12 protein-coding genes are annotated in these 18,179 nt (G+C 72.8%); 6 read left to right on the forward strand and 6 right to left on the reverse strand.

The genetic code is table 11. The annotated features are described in order from the left end of the window. Window positions 1–542 precede the first annotated feature (542 nt). The 4 genes from FLV34_RS21415 to FLV34_RS21430 all read right to left on the reverse strand — a co-directional run bounded on the left by FLV34_RS21415 (window position 543) and on the right by FLV34_RS21430 (window position 7,467). Entirely contained in the window at window positions 543–3,875 is a 3,333-nt protein-coding gene (locus FLV34_RS21415) for a BTAD domain-containing putative transcriptional regulator (RefSeq protein WP_147943886.1), read from the reverse strand. A 297-nt stretch (window positions 3,876–4,172) separates the two neighbouring features. After that, complete coding sequence (locus tag FLV34_RS21420) at window positions 4,173–5,492, reverse strand: amidohydrolase family protein (protein ID WP_187280689.1); 1,320 nt, start codon at window positions 5,490–5,492, stop codon at window positions 4,173–4,175. 170 nt (window positions 5,493–5,662) lie between these two features. Continuing rightward, complete coding sequence (gene mctP, locus FLV34_RS21425; RefSeq protein ID WP_315985206.1) at window positions 5,663–7,249, reverse strand: monocarboxylate uptake permease MctP; 1,587 nt, start codon at window positions 7,247–7,249, stop codon at window positions 5,663–5,665. Beyond that, window positions 7,246–7,467 carry a DUF3311 domain-containing protein gene (locus FLV34_RS21430; protein WP_221889894.1) on the reverse strand — a complete coding sequence of 74 codons (222 nt, stop codon included), beginning with the start codon at window positions 7,465–7,467 and terminating at the stop codon, window positions 7,246–7,248. Before FLV34_RS21430 ends, mctP begins: the two co-directional genes overlap by 4 nt. A 368-nt stretch (window positions 7,468–7,835) precedes the next feature. Here FLV34_RS21430 and FLV34_RS21435 point away from each other — a divergent pair, with 368 nt between their 5' ends. The 4 genes from FLV34_RS21435 (at window position 7,836) to FLV34_RS21450 (ending at window position 12,211) form a co-directional block, all read left to right on the forward strand. After that, entirely contained in the window at window positions 7,836–8,276 is a 441-nt protein-coding gene (locus tag FLV34_RS21435) for a hypothetical protein (protein ID WP_147943888.1), read from the forward strand. A 13-nt stretch (window positions 8,277–8,289) separates the two neighbouring features. Continuing rightward, a complete protein-coding gene (locus FLV34_RS21440; RefSeq protein ID WP_142646955.1) occupies window positions 8,290–9,918 on the forward strand; it encodes an ABC-F family ATP-binding cassette domain-containing protein in 1,629 nt (542 codons plus the stop codon). Between the two features lie 83 nt (window positions 9,919–10,001). After that, window positions 10,002–11,819, forward strand: a complete 1,818-nt coding sequence (locus tag FLV34_RS21445) for an NACHT domain-containing protein (RefSeq protein ID WP_147943889.1) — start codon at window positions 10,002–10,004, stop codon at window positions 11,817–11,819. 26 nt (window positions 11,820–11,845) lie between these two features. Next, window positions 11,846–12,211: a hypothetical protein gene (locus tag FLV34_RS21450; protein ID WP_147943890.1), complete on the forward strand. Its 366-nt coding sequence runs from the start codon at window positions 11,846–11,848 to the stop codon at window positions 12,209–12,211. Here the strand turns inward: FLV34_RS21450 and FLV34_RS21455 are convergent. After that, complete coding sequence (locus FLV34_RS21455) at window positions 12,184–12,681, reverse strand: NUDIX domain-containing protein (protein WP_142646957.1); 498 nt, start codon at window positions 12,679–12,681, stop codon at window positions 12,184–12,186. The two genes, FLV34_RS21450 and FLV34_RS21455, sit on opposite strands and share 28 nt — an antisense overlap. Before the next feature lie 105 nt (window positions 12,682–12,786). Then, window positions 12,787–14,418: a CocE/NonD family hydrolase gene (locus FLV34_RS21460; protein ID WP_168065819.1), complete on the reverse strand. Its 1,632-nt coding sequence runs from the start codon at window positions 14,416–14,418 to the stop codon at window positions 12,787–12,789. 282 nt (window positions 14,419–14,700) lie between these two features. On the opposite strand from FLV34_RS21460, the gene FLV34_RS21465 reads away from it, so the two are divergent. Together FLV34_RS21465 and FLV34_RS21470 are read left to right on the forward strand one after the other, a co-directional pair. After that, the gene (locus tag FLV34_RS21465) at window positions 14,701–16,836 is read left to right on the forward strand and encodes an anthranilate synthase component I (protein WP_142646958.1); all 2,136 of its coding nucleotides are present in this window, start codon (window positions 14,701–14,703) and stop codon (window positions 16,834–16,836) included. A gap of 58 nt (window positions 16,837–16,894) precedes the next feature. Then, on the forward strand, window positions 16,895–18,121 hold the full coding sequence (locus tag FLV34_RS21470; RefSeq protein ID WP_261985857.1) for an amidohydrolase family protein: 1,227 nt from the start codon (window positions 16,895–16,897) through the stop codon (window positions 18,119–18,121). Window positions 18,122–18,179: the final 58 nt, after the last annotated feature.

Here is an 18,179-nt window from a genome sequence, read left to right on the forward strand (position 1 = left end):
TTGGGGATACTTCCTCGGGGCTGGCATCGTGACGTGATTCTCCCTTCCGCCAGCAGATGATGCTGGCTTCAGGGCCTCCACGAAAGTCGGAGTGGTTCAATCGATCGGCTCACCGGCCGGCTGGCAGCGCTGGTCACAGAGCTTGCCAGCAGGCGCTCGTCTGTCACAGGCACCGGGACGTTGTGATCTCGAGGTCCACGGCCCTGCGGCTGCTTATACGCGTGCCGCTGCCGCCATCATGTACGGCCTGCTGATCACGAGTGCAGCGGTGTGGCTCTCTGAACCGCCCCGAGCGCTGACCACATGGTCGGCTCGCCTGCAGCACGCGGATAAGGCGCAGGCGCAGACCGAGTCTAGGAGCTCGCAGCTCTGATCAGCGATCGTCCAGGCAAGTTCTCCAGGCTGGGGGACGGCACTGGCCTTCGTCTTCGTCGGTTTGAGCGGCCCGTGCGTGCGGGCCTCTTCGACGCCGCCGCTGGGTGCTGGGCCGGCGGTGAGCGCGTGCACGCCGAAAACGCGCTCAGGCCACCGGCTTCCGGTGGTCAGCCGCGTACGGCTTCGCGTTCGGCGGTGATTCGGGCGGCCCACCAGGACAGCCCGCCCGCCGCGCAGCGCTTGGCGGCCGTGTCCAGGTGCGCCCGCGCCGCCTCCGGCCCGGCCGCCCCACCCAGAGGGGCCATCCGCCCCAGGTAGTAGCCGACCGGCCCGGCGCAGAACGTCCCCGCCCCGAAGGCGATCCTGTCCTCGTACGGCAGGAGCCTGCGATAGGTCACGGCGCACGCCTCCCGGTCGCCCGCGACGATCTGGGCCTCGCCCAGCAGGCACAACCCCGGCAGCTCGCCGAAGTCGCGCGGCAGCGCGTGCCAGCCCTGCTCGCGCGCCGTCTCGGCCGCCGTGCGGTCGCCCCGCGAATCGGCGATGAGCAGGCCCATCACCTGCTGATGGGCGGGGAAGGGCGAGTAGTGCGTCATCAGCTCGTCGGCGCCCTCGAAGTCGCGCATGGTGAAGTGGCGGGCGAGCAGCGCCGAGGAGAGCGTCGCGCTCGTGTGCCACAGGTTGAGCCGCTCACCGGCCTCGGCCGCCGCGGCGTACGCGTTGCCCGCGCCGTCGAAGTCCCCGTCGAGGAGGCGCCGGGTGCCGGTCCAGATGAGGTGCTGGAACCGGGGCCAGGGCAGGTCGAGCCGCTCGACCAGCACCCCCGCCCGCTCGGCGGCGCGGTCGGCGGCCGCCACGTCGAACAGATCGATCCGGGTCCGCTCTCTGATCATGTGGCCGAGCAGTTCGAACCCGGGCAGCCCGAGCCGGGTGAGCTCCTCGCCGATGGCGTCGAGCTCCGTCATGTGCTCGGGAAGCTGCACGCCCAGATAGCGCGCGTTCAGGGTGATCGCCAGCAGCTCCGGGCCGGCCTCCCCGGAGGCCACGAGACGGCGGGCCATCGCCAGGGCCTCGGCCGTGGCGGTGTCACAGCGGGGGTCGGCCGAGCCGTCGTAACGTTCCATCCCGAGGCAGCCGAGCAGCCGGCAGCGCAGCTCGGAGTCCCCCTCGGGCAGCGCGGCGAGGGCGTCCTCGATCCGCCGCACGGTGTGCAGCTCGACGTCGCCGTAGGTGTAGAACTTCCACAGTCCCGGGGCGTCCAGGCTGGTCAGCGCCCGTGCGGCGAGCAGCGGGTCACCCGACCTGTCGGCGGCGAGCACCGCCTCCGCGCGGGTCTGCCGGGCCTCGAAGCCGTGACCGGCGGCGAGCTGCGCGCGGACCAGCCGCAGCAGGAGCTCGACGTGCTCGCGGGGGTCCGCGCCGGGCAGCGTCCCGTGCGCCTCCACCGCCCGGCGCCACCACTGCGCGGCGTCCTCGTACGCGTGCCGTCCCGCCGCCTGCCCCGCCGTGGCCGACGCCCAGCGCACCGCGTCGGCCACGGCGGCGGGTCCGGCGGCCATCGCGTGCCTGGCGAGGAGCGCGAGGTCGGCCCCCGGCCGCAGTTCGAGCGCCCGGAGCGCGGCCAGGTGCAGCCCGGCCCGGCGGCGCGGCGGGATGTCGGCGTAGACGGTCTCCCGGACCAGGTCGTGGGTGAAGCGCAGGTCCTCGCCGAGAACGCGGAGGGCGGTCGCGGCGTCGAGCGCCTCGTCCACATCCATGTCCGCGTCCGGGGTGTCCGAGGCGTGCGCGACGACCTCGGCCAGCAGCCACCGGTCCGCGCCGGTGCCGAGCACGGCCGCCGCGTCGATGGCGGGGCGGTGCCGGGCGGGCAGGTCGAGCAGACGGCGGCGCAGCACGTCGGCCAGGCCCTCGGGCACCCCGGTGAGCGCCTTGTCGATGCCCTGGTCTTGGGCCAGCCGGAGGGTCTCGCGGATGAACAGCGGATTGCCCCGGGTGCGCTCGGCGAGCGCCGCCACGCTCGCCGCGTCGCGCAGCCCCGACAGCTCGGCCACCGCCGCGGGGTCGAGCCCGGCGAGCGGCAGGCGGAGGGCGTCGTGCCGCCCGAGCAGGCCAAGGGTGTCGTGCACCGCAGCAGGACCGTCGCCGGACCGTACGGTGATCACGACGGCGACCGCGCCGCGCAGCAGCAGCGCGAGGTCGGACAGCAGGCCGAGGGAAGCCGTGTCGGCCCACTGGAGGTCATCGATCACCACGAGCAGCGGCCGGTCGGCCGCGACCGCCCGCAGGTAGTTCGCGGTCGCCTGGTGCAGCCGGAACCTGGCCTCGCTCGCCTCGGCGGGCCGTCCGGCGCCCGTGGCGGGGTCGTCTTCGGGGGCGGCGTCGCCGAGCAGCACGCGCAGGGCGGCGGCCTGCGCGCCGGAAGGGGGGACCCGGCCGGCGAGATCCCGCACCACCTGCTGCCACGGCCACAGCGCGGGCGCACCGGAGGTCTCATGACACCGGCCCCAGGCGACCAGCCAGCCCTCGGCGGCCCGCCGTTCCGCGAACGCCTCCGCCAGCCACGTCTTGCCGATGCCCGGCTCGCCGGAGATCACCGCGATCCCCGGACCGCGCTGTGCCACGCCCCGGGCCGCCTGGACCACGTCGCGCGCCAGCTCGTCGAGCCGGTCGACCTGCGTCCCCCGGCCGACGGCGCGCCGTTCCGGCCGCGCTGTTCCTCCGCTCCCTGGCCGTGCCGCCTCGACATCGGCCGGTGCCGCATGGACCGGCGCCGCCTGCCGTACGGGGGCGTCGAGGGCGGGGTCCTGGGCGAGGATCGCCTCCTCCAGGCGGCGCAGCGCCGGTCCAGGGTCGAGCCCGAGCTCCTCCGCCAGGTGGCCCCGGGCCGTACGCAGCGCCTCCAGCGCGTCCGCCTGCCGCCCGAGGGCGTAGAGCGTGCGGGCGAGCAGCTCCCACAGCCCCTCGCGCAGGGGATGCGCGGCCACCAGGGCCTCCAGCTCGCCCACCACGTGGGGGTCGCCCACCCGCCCGGCGAGGAGACGTTCCCGCGTCACCAGATGCGCCTCGGCGAGCCGCTCGATCTCCGGCCGGAGCCAGGGCACGTCGCCGAACTCCTCGTACGGCGTGCCGCGCCACAGGGCCAGGGCGCGTTCCGGCTCGCCGGCCTGGGACAGGCGGACGAACTCGTCGGCGTCCACCTCGTGCGGCCCGAGCGCGTACCCCGGTGGGCGGCTCAGCAGCACGGACGAGGGCGTGCGCGGAGCGCGGCCGGGTTCGAGCACCCGGCGCAGGTTGGAGATGTAGCTGTGCAGCGTGCTCTGGGCGCGCGGCGGCGGCGCGCCGTCGTACAGGTCGTCGAGGATCGCGTCCACCGACACGGTCGCGCCCCTGGAGATCAGCAGGCGGGCCACCAGCAGCCGGGGCCGCGGCCCGCCGAGGTCGACGGGAACGCCGTCGACGTACGCCTCGACCGGGCCGAGCACCCGGAACATGACCGCCATGCCGGGATTGTGCCACGATCATCGGCCGACGCTGAGCCCGCGGACGATGCGCGCCGCTGCGCCTGAACGCATGGCAGGCGTCTCACAGGCGCCCGGCGGCCAGCACCCGGCGGTCAGGCGCCCGCTTACAGCACCCGGCGGCGAGGCGCCGGCACTCTGCCTTGAGCACAGAGCACCGCGCTTTCAAGCACCCAGCACCCCGCTTTCCGGGCGCAAAGCACCCCGCTTTCCGGGCACACGGCGCCCCGCATATGGGGTGCAAAGCACCACGCATATGGGGTGCAAAGCACCACGCGTTCAGGCGCCCAGCACCCCGGGCACGGCCTCGCGGAGGTGGGCGAGGCTCGCGGCGGCGGCCTCCATGGCCCGCCCGACCGGACCGGTGAGGACGCCGTCCCGCTTCACGACCACGCCGTCGCAGACGACCGTACGGACCAGCCCCGGGTGGCCGGCGAGGACGACGGCGGCGTACGGGTCGAGCATCGGGGCCATGGCGGGAGTGCCGGCCTCGACCACGATGAGGTCGGCGCGCTTGCCGGGCGTGAGGCTGCCGGTGACGGCCGACAGCCCGGCCACCGCGGCGCCGTCGGCGGTGACCATCCGCAGCAGGCCGGCGGCCGTCAGCGGCGCCGGGTCCTGCGTGAACCTGTGGTGCGCCAGGACCGCGCGCATCTGCGTGAACATGTCTCCCGAGGTGGCGACCTCGGTGTCGGTGCTGAGACCGGTGACGAGGCCCGCCCGCAGGAGACGGCCGGTCGCGGGCGTGCCGAGCCCGGGCATGGTCATCTCGATGAACGGCGACACGCTCGCGGTCGCGCCCGCGTCCGCGGCGGCCTTCAGCTCGTCGTCGCCGGTGGCGCTCGCGTGCACCAGCGTGATCGTCTCGTCGAGCAGGCCCTCGTCGTGCAGCCACCCGACGCTGCCGGCCTTCTCGGAGGAGCCGACGTGCATGGTGGCCCGCAGGCCGAGCTCCCGCGCGAGCAGCAGGTCGCGCCGGGCGGCGGAGGGGGCCGACATCTCGGGGCCGCGCGCCGCCAGGGCCATCGTCACGCGGGCGGTGTCGTCGCCGAGCACGTCCCTGATCCGGCGGACGTCCGCGGGAAGCTCCGCGTCGCTATGGTCGCCCACCCACGTGAGCGGGTCGATCTGCGGCCAGCCGTAGGCGAAGACGCCCCGGATGCCGCTGTCGCGCAGCGCGGCCACGGCGGCGTCGCCGTGCTCGGGGGTGTTCTGGATGTGGGACCAGTCGACGAGCGTGGTGATCCCGGCCTCCAGCGCGCCGAGCGCGCCGAGCAGGGTGCCCGCGTAGACGTCCTCGGGCCGGAAGTTCGGCCCGAACTGCAGGAACGCGGCCCCCAGGTAGTCCATCAGGCTCCAGTCCAGCCCGATGTGGCGCAGCGAGGACTGCCAGGTGTGGCGGTGGGTGTCGACCAGGCCCGGCATCACCACGCAGCCGGAGGCGTCCACGACCTCCGCCTCGGGGGACGCTTCGGCGGCGGGGCCGACCGACACGATCACGCCGTCGCGGACGACGACGTCGGCGGGGCCGTCCGGCCCCGCCGGGTCCATGCCGATCACGTGACCGCCGGTGACGATGAGGTCGTTGCTGAGAGGCATCCTTGGCTCCTTGGTCGTTCGAGGTGATGCCTCTTTGTCCCACCGCATGCTTGTGGCCGGCTCCACGCGGCGCGCGCCGCCGCGTCAAGCCGGCCACAAGTCCGTACGGAGCCCGATCAGGCGGGGCCCCGATCAGGCGCCGGATCAGGAGGTCACGGTCATGCGGGACCTCAGGATGCGGGCGCCGTCGTCTCCAGTTCGTGGACGCGCGGGTCGCCCTGGTCGGCGAAGTAGTCCTCCGGCTTGGTGCCGTCCGGGCCGTCGGCGCTCTTGAGCGCGCGGGCCACGAAGGTCCCGAGCACGGCGACGACCAGGTTGACGATCAGCGCGAGGAACCCGGCGAACACGGTGATCTTGGTGTCGAACCCGAGCTGTGACAGCGGGAAGGCCGAGCTGCCGAAGTGCTCGTGCCCGGTGGCGGGGTTGGAGATGTTGTACAGCATCAGCATCCCGGCCGCCATGCCGGCCGCCCAGCCCGCGATCAGCCCGCCCCGGTGGAACCACCGGGTGTAGAGCCCGAGGGCCACCGACGGCAGCGTCTGCAGGATGATCACGCCGCCGATGAGCTGGAGGTCGATCGAGAACTGCGGTTCGAGGAGCAGGATGCACAGCACCGCGCCGATCTTCACGACCAGCGACGCGATCTTGCTGACCCTGGCCTCCTGGGCCGCGTCGGCGTTCCGGTTGATGTACTCCTTGTAGACGTTACGCGCGAACAGGTTGGCCGCGGCGATCGACATGATCGCGGCGGGCACGAGCGCGCCGATGCCGACGGCGGCGAAGGCGACCCCCGCGAACCAGTCGGGGAAGACCTTGTCGAACAGCTGCGGGACGATCGTGTTGTTGTCCTTGCCGATGGGCGTGACCCCGGCCGCGATCGCCATGTAGCCGAGCAGCGCGATCAGGCCGAGCAGCAGGCTGTAGGCCGGCAGCGCCGACATGTTCCGCTTGATGACGTTGCGGTTCCGCGACGCGAGGATGCCGGTGACGCTATGCGGATAAAGGAACAGCGCCAGCGCCGAGCCGAACGCGAGCGTGATGTACTGGAGCTGGTTGTTGGCGTTCAGCAGGATGCCGCCGGTGCCGGTGGAGTCGAACTTGGCCTTCGCGGCGTCGAAGACCGACCCCCAGCCGCCGAGCTTGGCCGGGATGTAGATGATCGCGACCAGGATGACCAGGTAGATCAGCGAGTCCTTGACGAACGCGATCAGCGCGGGGGCGCGCAGCCCCGACTGATAGGTGTAGGCCGCCAGGACCGCGAACGCGATGATCAGCGGCCAGTCGCCGCTCAGCCCCATCGTCTTCAGCACGGCCTCGATGCCGACGAGCTGCAGCGCGATGTACGGCATGGTCGCGACGATGCCGGTGATCGCCACGAGCAGCGCCAGCGTGGGGGAGCCGAAGCGCACGCGGACGAAGTCGGCCGGGGTGACGAGGTTGTGCACGTGCGACACCGACCACAGCCGGACCAGCACGAGCATCACCATGGGATAGACGACCACCGTGTACGGCACGGCGTAGAAGCCCATGGCGCCCGCGCCGAAGACCAGGGCGGGGACGGCCACGAACGTATAGGCGGTGTAGAGGTCACCGCCCACCAGGAACCAGGTGATCCAGGAGCCGAAGCTGCGGCCGCCGAGGCCCCATTCGTCCAGCGTGGCGAGGTCGTCGGGACGGCGCCACCGGGCGGCGACGAATCCCATGCCGCTGACGATGAGGAACAGGAGCGTGAAGATGACGATCTCGGTGGTCTTCACCGGCTCCTCCTCGTGACGCGGTAGACGAGGGTGGTGGAGGCCACGCCGAGGATGATGAAGGCGAGCTGCAGCCAGTAGAACAGCGGGATGCCGAACAGCCGCGGTTCGTCGGAGTTGAACAGGGCCGGGATGAGCGGGATCACGATCGGCAACAGGAGCAGCCAGTTCAGCGGGCTCTTGTCGGGGTTTCGGCCGTGGTCGGCACGGGGGGTCGTCACACGTACTCCAATCGGACACGGACCAGGCGTGACCGGCAGATCCGCGTGACTGGCCGTCGCGCGGATCAGCGGGACGGTTTTCGGCGGAAGCGTAAGGACGCACAGGTAACAGGGACATCACCGATCGCCGAACGGTCGTGTTGGCGCGCCCAGCGACGACAGAAGCTCCTGACAATCCGATGTCCGACGCTGTCCGACAGGAACGCGCGGCTTCGCGCCAACCTCGACGCGATGGGCGTCAGCCCGCACGCGCCGGCCCGCCGCAGGCGGCCGGTCGTGTTCGCCGACCTCGTCCATCGCGGGTACACCTTCGCTACCTGTACGGGTTCCTGCGCGACTGGATCGACGACGAGCACGAGGCGTGGGACGTGATCCGGCTGAAGCTGTGCTTTCTCGGCATCACCGAACGCGGGAAGACCAGCCCGAAGACATGGCGCTGGTGGCAGGGCTGCGCCTGGACGGCGGACCTGCCGCGCAGCGCGGTCACCAACGTCTCCGCCGACCGCTTCTTCTGGTTCTATCCGGGTGACCACCAGAAGAAGCTGACGCCGTCCTTCCGCCCCACCCGCTGGGCCGACGAGACGGTCGCCCGGCCGCGGCACGACGAGAAGACCCTGAACACCCTGGCCGAGGCCGTCGCCGTCGCCGGACGCGGGGGGACCCCGGAGGTCCGTGCCGCGCTCGCCCGCGTCATGGCGCGGAAGCCGTCCTTCGCGGAACCGTGGCTGCGCTCGCTCATCCTCGAACTCCGGCACGGCTCCCGGTCGCGACGCCACGCCGTACGGCGGGGCTCACGCGGGACCCAGTAAGGTCGGTGTCCTGATGAGCGCCACTCTTGTCGCGAAGGAGCTCGCCGCCGGGCACGGCGACCGCGTCCTGTTCGCGGATCTCGATCTGGTCGTCGCACCCGGGGACGTCGTGGGGCTGGTGGGGGTGAACGGCGCGGGCAAGTCGACGCTGCTGCGCCTGCTGGCCGGCCTCGCCGCCCCCGAGCACGGCAGCGTACGGCTCAGCCCGCCCACCGCCAACGTCGGGCATCTCCCGCAGGAGCCCGAACGGCGGCCCGGTGAGACCGTCGCCGCCTTCCTCGCCCGCCGCACCGGGGTCGCCGCCGCGCAGCGGGATCTCGACGCGGCCACCGAGGCGCTCGTGAGCGGCGACCCCGGCGACGCGTACGCCGAGGCCCTCGACCGCTGGCTCGCCCTCGGCGGCGCCGACCTGGAGGAGCGGGCCGCGGAGGTGGCCGCCGACCTCGGTCTCGCGGTCGGCCTGGATCAGGAGATGACGTCGCTGTCCGGCGGCCAGGCCGCCCGGGTCGGGCTGGCCTCGCTGCTGCTCAGCCGTTATGACGTGTTCCTGCTCGACGAGCCGACCAACGACCTCGACCTCGACGGCCTGGACCGGCTCGAACGCTTCGTGACGGGGCTGCGCGCCGGCACCGTGGTCGTCAGCCACGACCGCGAGTTCCTCGCCCGTACGGTCAACAGGGTGGTCGAGCTCGACCTGGTCCAGCAGCAGGTCCGCGCGTACGGCGGCGGTTACGACGCCTATCTGGAGGAGCGCGAGGTCGCCCGCAGGCACGCCCGCGAGCAGTACGAGGAGTACGCCGAGACGCGGGCGTCCCTGGAGGCCCGCGCCCGGGCCCAGCGCGCCTGGATGGAGAAGGGCGTCAAGAACGCGCGCCGCAAGGCCACCGACGGCGACAAGCTCGGCCGGAAGTTCCGCACCGAGGCGACCGAGAAGCAGGCGGCCAAGGCCCGGCAGACCGAGCGGCTCATCGAGCGGATGGAGGTCGTCGAGGAGCCGCGCAAGGAGTGGGAGCTGCGGATGGAGATCGCCACCGCGCCCCGCTCGGGAGCGGTGGTCGCGACGCTGCGCGGCGCGGTCGCGCGACGTGGCGGCTTCACGCTCGGGCCCGTCGACCTGCAGATCGACTGGGCGGACCGGGTCGCGATCACCGGTGCGAACGGCTCGGGCAAGAGCACCCTGCTGGGCGTCCTGCTCGGCCGGATCCGCCTCGCCGAGGGGACGGCGGCGCTCGGCCCCAGCGTGGTCGTCGGCGAGGTCGACCAGGCGCGCGCCCTCTTCGAAGGCGGGGAGCCGCTGCTCGACGCGTTCGGGGCGCTCGTCGACCTGCCGCCCGCCGAGGTCCGCACGCTGCTGGCCAAGTTCGGCCTGCGCGCCGGCCACGTGCTCCGTCCGGCGGCCACGTTGTCGCCTGGTGAGCGGACGAGGGCGGCCCTGGCGCTTCTGCAGGCCCGCGGGGTGAACCTGCTCGTCCTGGACGAGCCCACCAACCACCTCGACCTTCCGGCGATCGAACAGCTGGAGTCGGCGCTCGCCTCCTACACCGGCACCCTGCTGCTCGTCACCCACGACCGGCGCATGCTCAAGGCGGTCCACACGACACGGCGCATCGTCGTCGAGGCCGGCCGGATCCACGAAGGCTGAGCGCCCGTCCGGCACGGGTCACGGCGGGACCGGCCGGGCATATTGCTCTCGCCGGATAGATCGCGCGATGTCACCATGTGGGGATGAGGAGCTGGCGCCGCGTCGTGCTGCCCGCCGCAGGGGTGGTCGTGGTCGCCGGGATCGGCTACGGGCTCACCGCGCTCTCCGAGTCGGACGCGGCGGTCAACTGGGCACAACTCGCCAGCGTGGCCCTCGGTGTTTTCACGCTGATCCCTCCCCTGGTCAGCACCTGGCGACGGCGCCAGCCAGGCGGCACGAGCACGATCGAGCAGATCGAGCGTGCCGAGCGGACGCTGCGGGTGCTCGTGCACGAGCAATGGCACGAGGAGATCGCGATGCGCGAACTCGACGAGCCGGCCCGGCTGCCGGTCCGCTGGAGGATCTCCGGTCTCGACGTGATGGACCAGGACGAGCGCGTCGACGGGCTGCGCCTGCTGCGCTCGTGGTTCGGCTTCGGACGGGTGCGCTTCGAGGGGCGCACCGACCGGATGCCGGAGATCGCCGTTCGGTTCCGCAAGCTCGCCCGGCGCCGGCTGGTGATCCTCGGCGAGGCCGGCATGGGGAAGACGACGCTGGCCGTGCTCCTGCTCAGGGAACTGCTGATGGACCCCAAGCCCGGTGATCCGGTTCCCGTGCTGCTGTCGATGTCCGGGTGGGATCCGGCGGCCGAGCCCGTGCACCGGTGGCTGGGCAGGCGGCTGCGGGAGAACTACCCCGCCCTGCGCGCCCCCGAGTTCGGCCCGGACGTTGCTCGCGGACTGGTCTCTCATCGGCGGATCCTCCCGGTCCTGGACGGCCTGGACGAGTTGCCCGACGCGGTGCGCCCGAAGGTGGTCAACGCGCTGAACGCCGCCTCGGCCGTCGAGTCGCTCATCCTCACCTGCCGCACGGGCGAGTACGTGACGGCCGTGAACCTCCGCGACGGCGCCGTGCTCGCCGGCGCTGCCGTCATCGAGCCGAGGCCCGTGAAGAGCTCGGACGTGATTTCGTACCTCCGCGACCGGCTCGCTCCGGGACAACGGGCCGACTGGACCGGGCTGCTGTCGGCGTTGAAGGCCGACCCGGACGGCCCGCTGTCCGAGGCACTCTCCACGCCGCTCGTCGTGTGGCTGCTGCACAAGGTGTACGTCGAGACCCGCGCGGACCCCGCCCCGCTGTACGACACCGAACGCTTCCCGACGGCGGCCGCCGTCACCGACCACCTGCTCGACACCCTCGTCCAGGCGAGCTTCGCGGCCGCGCCGCCCGACGACGATCCCGGTGAACGGCACGAGCACGACCACCCGTTCCGCCCCCGGCGGACGTGGGAGCCGGGCGAGGCCCGCCGGTGGCTGTCGTTCGTCGCCCATCACATGTCGGCGATCGGCACCCGGGACTTCCGCTGGTGGCACCTCCACCGGGCGATCTCACGACGCTGGAGCGTTCTCGTGGGAGGCGTCACCGTCGGACTGTCCGTCGGCGTCACAGTGGGCCTGACCAGCGACGCAGTGGTGGCGCTGCGCAGCCCGCACGAAGGCAGCCTCCGCGACGCGCTCCTGTTCGGTCTCGCGGGGGGACCGGTGGGCGGGCTCGTCGGCGGCCTCACCGGCGGGCTCATCCTGGAGCGCCTGAAGGGCTACACGCTGGAGCCGGCGTACGCCAACCTGCGCTGGCGCGGCAACGCCGGCAGGCTCGCCGGGCAGCTCGCGCTCGGCCTGGTCACGGTGCTCCCGGTCGGCCTGATCGCGGCGCTGGCGCTGTGGCGGGTCGCGGGGATGTCCGCGCGGGTCGACGGACTGATTCCCTATGCGCTCGTCATCGGCGCCATCGGCGGGCTCACTCTCGGTCTCAACAACTGGGTGACGACCCCCTCACGAACGACCGGCCGCAGGGCCCGCTGATCACGCTGCGGCGGGACCTCCAGCTCGTGTACGGGCGTTCCCTCACCTTCGGGCTGGCGCTCGGCCTCGCGTTCGGCTTCGCCGGGACGCTCGTGAACGGTTTCTCCGGGCTGCTGCGCGGCGCCGAGGCGGGCGTCGCCTTCGGGCTCGCGGGCGGTGTCGTGTTCACGCTCACGTTCGGGTTCACGGGAGCCAGCTCCACCTACCTCGTCGCCGTCACCATGCTCCGCGTCCGCGGACGGATCCCGCTACGGCTGATGAGCCTCCTGGAGGACGCCCGTCGCATCGGGTTGCTCCGCCAGGTGGGGCCCGTCTACCGGTTCCGGCACGAGAAGCTGCAGGACCGGCTCGCCCACCTTCACGTTCACAGCGATCGGCCGGAGCCGAAGTAGCGGGCCACGACCTGCGTGTGCAGCGGGAACGCCAGCTCCTGCGGGCCGTCGATCACCAGCCACTCGCTGGTCTCCGCGGTGGGAACGACCGGCGGCAGGGCGCCGGCGGTCGTGCGCGGCCCGAGGCCGAAGACCAGCAGGGTGCCGTCGGGCGCGCTCACCGTGTCGAACAGCCGCACTCCGGCCGCGTCGACGGCGACGCCCGTCTCCTCGCGGAGCTCCCGGGCGGCGGCCTGCTGCCAGGACTCGCCGACGTCGATGAAGCCGCCGGGGAGGGCGAGCAGGCCGCGGTGCGGCTCGACGTCCCGGCGCACCACGAGCAGGCCGTCGTCCACCGGAAGCACCATGACCGCGACCGGCAGGGGATTGAGATATGCGGTGTCGCCGCACTCCCGGCAGGTCCGCGGCCAGGGCAGGCCGGGCGCGTAGGCCGCTCCGCAGAAGGAGCAGTGGGAGTTCCTGATCGCCATGATCGCGAGGGTAGCAACGGCGGTGGCGGGCCGGCGCCGTGACCTCCCGCCGTGACCTCCCGCAGTGCCGCCCTGCCGCGACGACCGGACGAGACAAGCCGGAGGTCAGGACAGTGCGGGGAGGATCACGGCCGAGGGGTGGCGGGAATCGTGGAGGATCTCCTGGTCGGAGGCGACCATCGGGGTGCCCGCCGTCAGCGGCGCGCCGGTGCCCGGGTTGCGTGCGATGCGCGGGTAGGCCCCGCTGGCCACATGCACCCGGATGCGGTGGCCGCGGCGGAACCGGTGGCCCATCGGCCACAGGTCGATCTCCACCCGGCGCACACCGTCCTCGTCGCAGCGGTCGGCCGGGGTCAGGCGGCGCACGCCCTCGCAGACGTTCATCGACGTGCCGTCGGGATGCACGTCGCACACCCGTACGACGAAGTCGGTGTGCTCCCTGCTCGTACGCGCGAACAGTTCGGCGCTCACCGGGCCGATCATGTCGGTGTCGCGGTCGAGCACCTCGGAGGTGTAGACGAGCACGTCGCGCCGGGCCTCAAGCCGCCGGTTGTCCCTCGGCTCGGAGTTGCCGATCAGCACCGGGCCGCCGATCACGGGCGTGGGGTGCGCGGGGTCGTAGCGGTAGCGGTCCGGCTCGCCGCCCGCCGGGTTGTCCCGCGACAGGGCGAAGCCCGGCTGAAGGTGCCAGCGCTCGCGCCGCATGCCGGGCGGCGGCCAGTCGGACTCGTCCCGCCACTCGCCCGCGCCGGTCACGTACAGCCGGACGGGAGAGGGGCGCAGCCCCGACGGGTCGCCGAGCAGGTGGGCGCGGAACCAGGCCAGGGCGTCGGCGTTGGCGGCCCACCCGTGGCGGATGTCGGCGTGATACCAGGGCCCGATGGTCAGGTACGGCTGCCGCCCGGCCCTCCGCAGCGCCGCGTAGTCCTTGAGCTGCCAGGGCAGGAACACGTCATACCAGCCGCCGGTCATCGTGATCTCCGCGCCGACCTGCCCCACCGACGCGGAGAAGTCCACCCTGTCCCAGTAAGAGCAGTAGGTCTCGCCGTGGTGGGCCAGCAGCTCGCGGAAGAACGGCAGTGGCCTGCCGGCCGACAGCAGGTCGAGCTCGTGCAGCGGACGGCCCGACAGCACGGCCCGCCGCGTGCGCCGGGGCGCGATGAAGGCGGCCACGCCGCCCAGCCGGCCTTCCAGGTGGGCGGTGAGCGTCGTCCAGATCAGCGTCGACTCCAGCGCGAACGACCCCCCGACGTACGCCGCGTCGCGGAAACAGGAGGCGGTCACCTGGACGGCCATCGCCCGCAGGTCGGGGGTCTCGGCCGCGATGGCCCACTGGGTGTAGCCGAGGTAGGAGGGCCCGTGCATGGCGAAGCCGCCGCCGTACCACGGCTGGGCTCGCATCCACTCGACCGTGGCCAGGCCGTCCTCCTGCTCGTGGACGAGGGGATCGAGCCGCCCGCCGGAGCCGAAGCCGCCCCGGCAGCTCTGCAGCAGCACCTGGAACCCGTGCCGCGCGAAGGTCCAGCCGTACATCCAGCCGACCACCCCGCCCCTGCCGTACGGCGTGCGGATCAGGATCGTCGGCGGTCGTTCGGCGCCCACCGGCATGTAGTGATCGGCCAGGAGCGTCACGCCGTCCGGCATCGGCACGGGCATGTCGCGGCGGACCCGGACGCGGTGGCCCTGGAGGCCGACCGGCCCGGCTGGACCGCGGCGGTGCACCGGCACGCGGACCATGCCCCCTCCTTCCCCGGCGTCGGGCCGATCGACCCACGCCGAGAGTGAGGTTTCCCCACCAGTAACAGAATATCTATCCGCCATTCGCCGTTCCAGTCGCGCCGCGTTGCATGATCGCGCTTCCCGCCGCTACCCTTGGCCCATGCGAACTCAAGCACCCTCGCAGTGGTGGCGCCGCTGACAGGCGGCGTTTTCGCATTCGCGTCGAATTGACCGGCCGCCCCGTGAGTGGCGGCCTTCTGTATGTCCGCCCCGGGGCATACGAAAAAAGGGGCGTGGACAGTGGAGATCAGCGGATATACCACGGCCGGCGGCATCGCGGTCGAGCGCCGGGTGCGCGATGTGCCCGAGGAGGCGCTGGAGGAGATCGTCACGTCGCTGGGGGAGCGGCGCGGCGGGGCCTTCTCGTCCGGCATGGACTACCCGGGCCGCTATAGCAGGTGGGCGTTCGGCTACGTCGATCCCTGCCTTGAGATCGTGGCGCGGGGGCGGCGCATCTCCGCCCGAGCGCTCAACGAGCGCGGGCAGGTCGTGCTGCCGGTGGTCGCCTCCTGCCTGCTGGCGGCGGGCAAGCCGGTGTCCGAGCCGGCCCACGGCTTCATCGAGGTGCACGTCCCCGAGTCGGAGGACCTGCTGCCCGAGGAGATGCGCAGCCGCAGGCCCACCGTGTTCACCGCCATCCGCGAGATCATCGCGGCCTTCCGGTCCGACGACCCCCACCTCGGCCTGTACGGCGCCTTCGGCTACGACCTGGCCTTCCAGTTCGAGCCCATCCGCTATCGGCTGACCCGCCCCGGCGACCAGCGCGACCTGGTGCTGCACCTGCCCGACCGGCTCGTCGTGATCGACCGCGTCCGCGAGACCAGCGTGGAGCACTGCTACGAGTTCACCGTCGACGGCGTCTCCACCAGCGGCCTGGAGCGCACCGGTGAGGCCGTCCCGCTGGTCGCGCCCCGCGAGATCCCGCCGAACCCGGTGCGGGGGACCTACGCCGAGGTCGTCGCCAAGGCCAAGGAGAAGTTCCAGCGCGGCGACCTGTTCGAGGTCGTCCCCGGCCAGGTCTTCCACGGCGCCTGCGCCGACCCGTCCGCGTTCTACCGCTCGCTGCGCACCGAGAACCCCGCGCCGTACGAGTTCCTGCTCAACCTCGGCGACGGCGAGCACCTGGTCGGCGCCTCGCCCGAGATGTACGTGCGGGTGACCGGCGACCGCGTCGAGACCTGCCCGATCTCCGGCACCATCGCCCGCGGGGCCAACCCCGTGGAGGACGCCGAGGCGATCCGCACCCTCCTGTCCAGCGTGAAGGAGGAGTCGGAGCTGACCATGTGCACCGACGTGGACCGCAACGACAAGTCGCGGATCTGCGTGCCGGGCAGCGTCCGGGTGATCGGCCGCCGCCAGATCGAGATGTACTCCCGGCTGATCCACACCGTCGACCACATCGAGGGCCGCCTGCGTCCCGAGTTCGACGCCCTCGACGCGTTCCTCACCCACATGTGGGCCGTCACCGTCACCGGCGCCCCCAAGACGTGGGCCATGCAGTTCATCGAGGACCACGAGGAGACCACCCGGCGCTGGTATGGCGGCGCGGTCGGCTTCATCGGCTTCGACGGCTCGATGAACACCGGCCTGACCCTGCGCACCGCGCAGATCCGCGACGGCGTCGCCACCGTGCGCGCCGGGGCCACGCTGCTGTACGACTCCGACCCCGAGGCCGAGGAGCGGGAGACCGAGCTCAAGGCCAGCGCCCTGCTCGGCGCGCTCGCCGCGGCCGCCCGGCCCAAGGAGGCGGCGAAGGCGGAGCCCCGGGCCGACCTGCCGGGCGAGGGCCACCGCGTGCTGCTGGTGGACCACGAGGACTCCTTCGTCAACACGCTCGCCGACTACTTCCGCCAGCAGGGCGCGTCGGTGGTCACCCTGCGGCACGGGTTCCCGCTGGACAAGCTCGACGAGATCGCGCCCACGCTCGTCGTGCTGTCGCCCGGCCCGGGCTGGCCGTCCGACTTCGGCTGCTCGGCGCTCATCGAGGCGCTGTACGCCCGGAACCTGCCGGTGTTCGGGGTGTGCCTGGGCCTGCAGGCCATGGTCGAGCAGGCGGGCGGCACACTCGAACTGCTGCCCTACCCGGAGCACGGCAAGCGCGGCCGGGTCCGCCGCGAGGGCGACAGCGCGCTGCTCGACGGGCTGCCCGACGAGTTCGTCGCGGCCCGCTACCACTCCGTGCACGCCAAGGAGCCGGGGGTCAAGGGCTTCCGGGTCACCGCGTTCACGCCGGACGGCGCGGCCATGGCGATCGAGGACACCGACAACCTGCGCTTCGGCGTGCAGTTCCACCCCGAGTCGATCCTGACCACGCAGGGCGGCGCCGGGGCGCGGATCATCGCCAACGTCCTGCGGCTTTGCGCGCGTCATGGCTGAGTAAAGGGGCCGTTTAGGGCGGCGCCGGCGCGGCGGGGGAGCCGTAGAGTCCACTGCCGTGCCGGAGCCGAGATCACACGACATGCTGCCCATGCCCCTTCCCGACGCGGTGCGCGCCGCCCTGCTCGCGCCCATGGTCGACCAGCACTGCTGCGGCGTGCGCCGCGACGACACCACCAGGTCGGGATTCGAGCAGCTCATCGGCGAGGGCGGCACGCCCGCCCCCCCGGGCACCACCCACTTCGACACCCCGGCAGGCGCCGCCATCCGCCGCTGGTGCGCGCCGGTCCTCGGCCTGGAACCGCACGCATCGGCCACCGTCTACCTGTCGCGCCGCGCCGAGCTCGGCGCGGCCGAGGTCAACCGGCGGCTGCTGCGCGGCGCCGGGGCGTCGGCCTTCCTGGTCGACACCGGGCTCGACGTCCCCGGGCTGCTCTCACCCGCCGAGATGGGGCGTCTCGGCTCGGCCGCCGCCGACGAGATCGTGCGGCTCGAACAGGTCGAGCAGGACGTCGCCGAGGCCGGGCTTCCGGCGGCCGACTACGCCGGGCTGCTGCGGGACGAGCTCGCCGCCCGCGCGGCCCGCGCCACCGCGCTCAAGTCGGTCGCGGCGCACCACTGCGGCCTCGGCTTCGATCCCTCCCGGCCCTCGCGCGGCAGCGTGATCGCGGCGGCCGGCCGCAGGCTCGCCGACCCCAAGTCGCGCCTGGACGACCCCGTCCTCGTACGGCACCTGCTCTGGGCGGCGGTCGACGTGGCAAGGGAGCGGGGCCTGCCGGTGCAGTTCCACTGCGGCCTGTCCGGCTGGGGCCTGTCGGGCCTGAGCATGTCGGGCTGGGGGCTGTCCGGCGGCGGCCCGTCCGGCGTCGGGATCGGCCACCGGGCCGACCCCGCGCTGCTGACCGGCTTCGTCCGCGCCCTCGCCCCGCTCGGGGTGCCCGTCGTCCTGCTGCACTGCTACCCCTATCCCCGCCAGGCGGCGTACCTGGCGGGCGCCTTCCCGCACGTGTACGTGGACGCCGGGCCCGCCGTCGCCCACACCGCCGCCGGCTCCGCCCAGGTGCTGCGCGAGCTGCTCGAACTCGCGCCGTTCCACAAGCAGATGTACGGCTCCGGCTGCCACGGCGCCGCCGAGCTGTGTTTCCTGGCCGCGCTCTGCCATCGCCGCGGCCTGGCCCGCGTGCTCGCCGACCGCATCGCCGAGGGCGAGTGGAGCGTGGCCGACGCCGCCCGGATCGCCCACATGATCGGCTCTGGAAACGCGCGCCGGGTTTATCGCCTCTGAAATTGATGATTTCATCCCAGCCGAAACGATCCTCCTTTGTGAGGATGATTTCCGATCT

Source organism: Microbispora sp. CSR-4 (assembly GCF_008033685.1).
In the GTDB taxonomy this organism is placed as follows: Bacteria; Actinomycetota; Actinomycetes; order Streptosporangiales; family Streptosporangiaceae; genus Microbispora.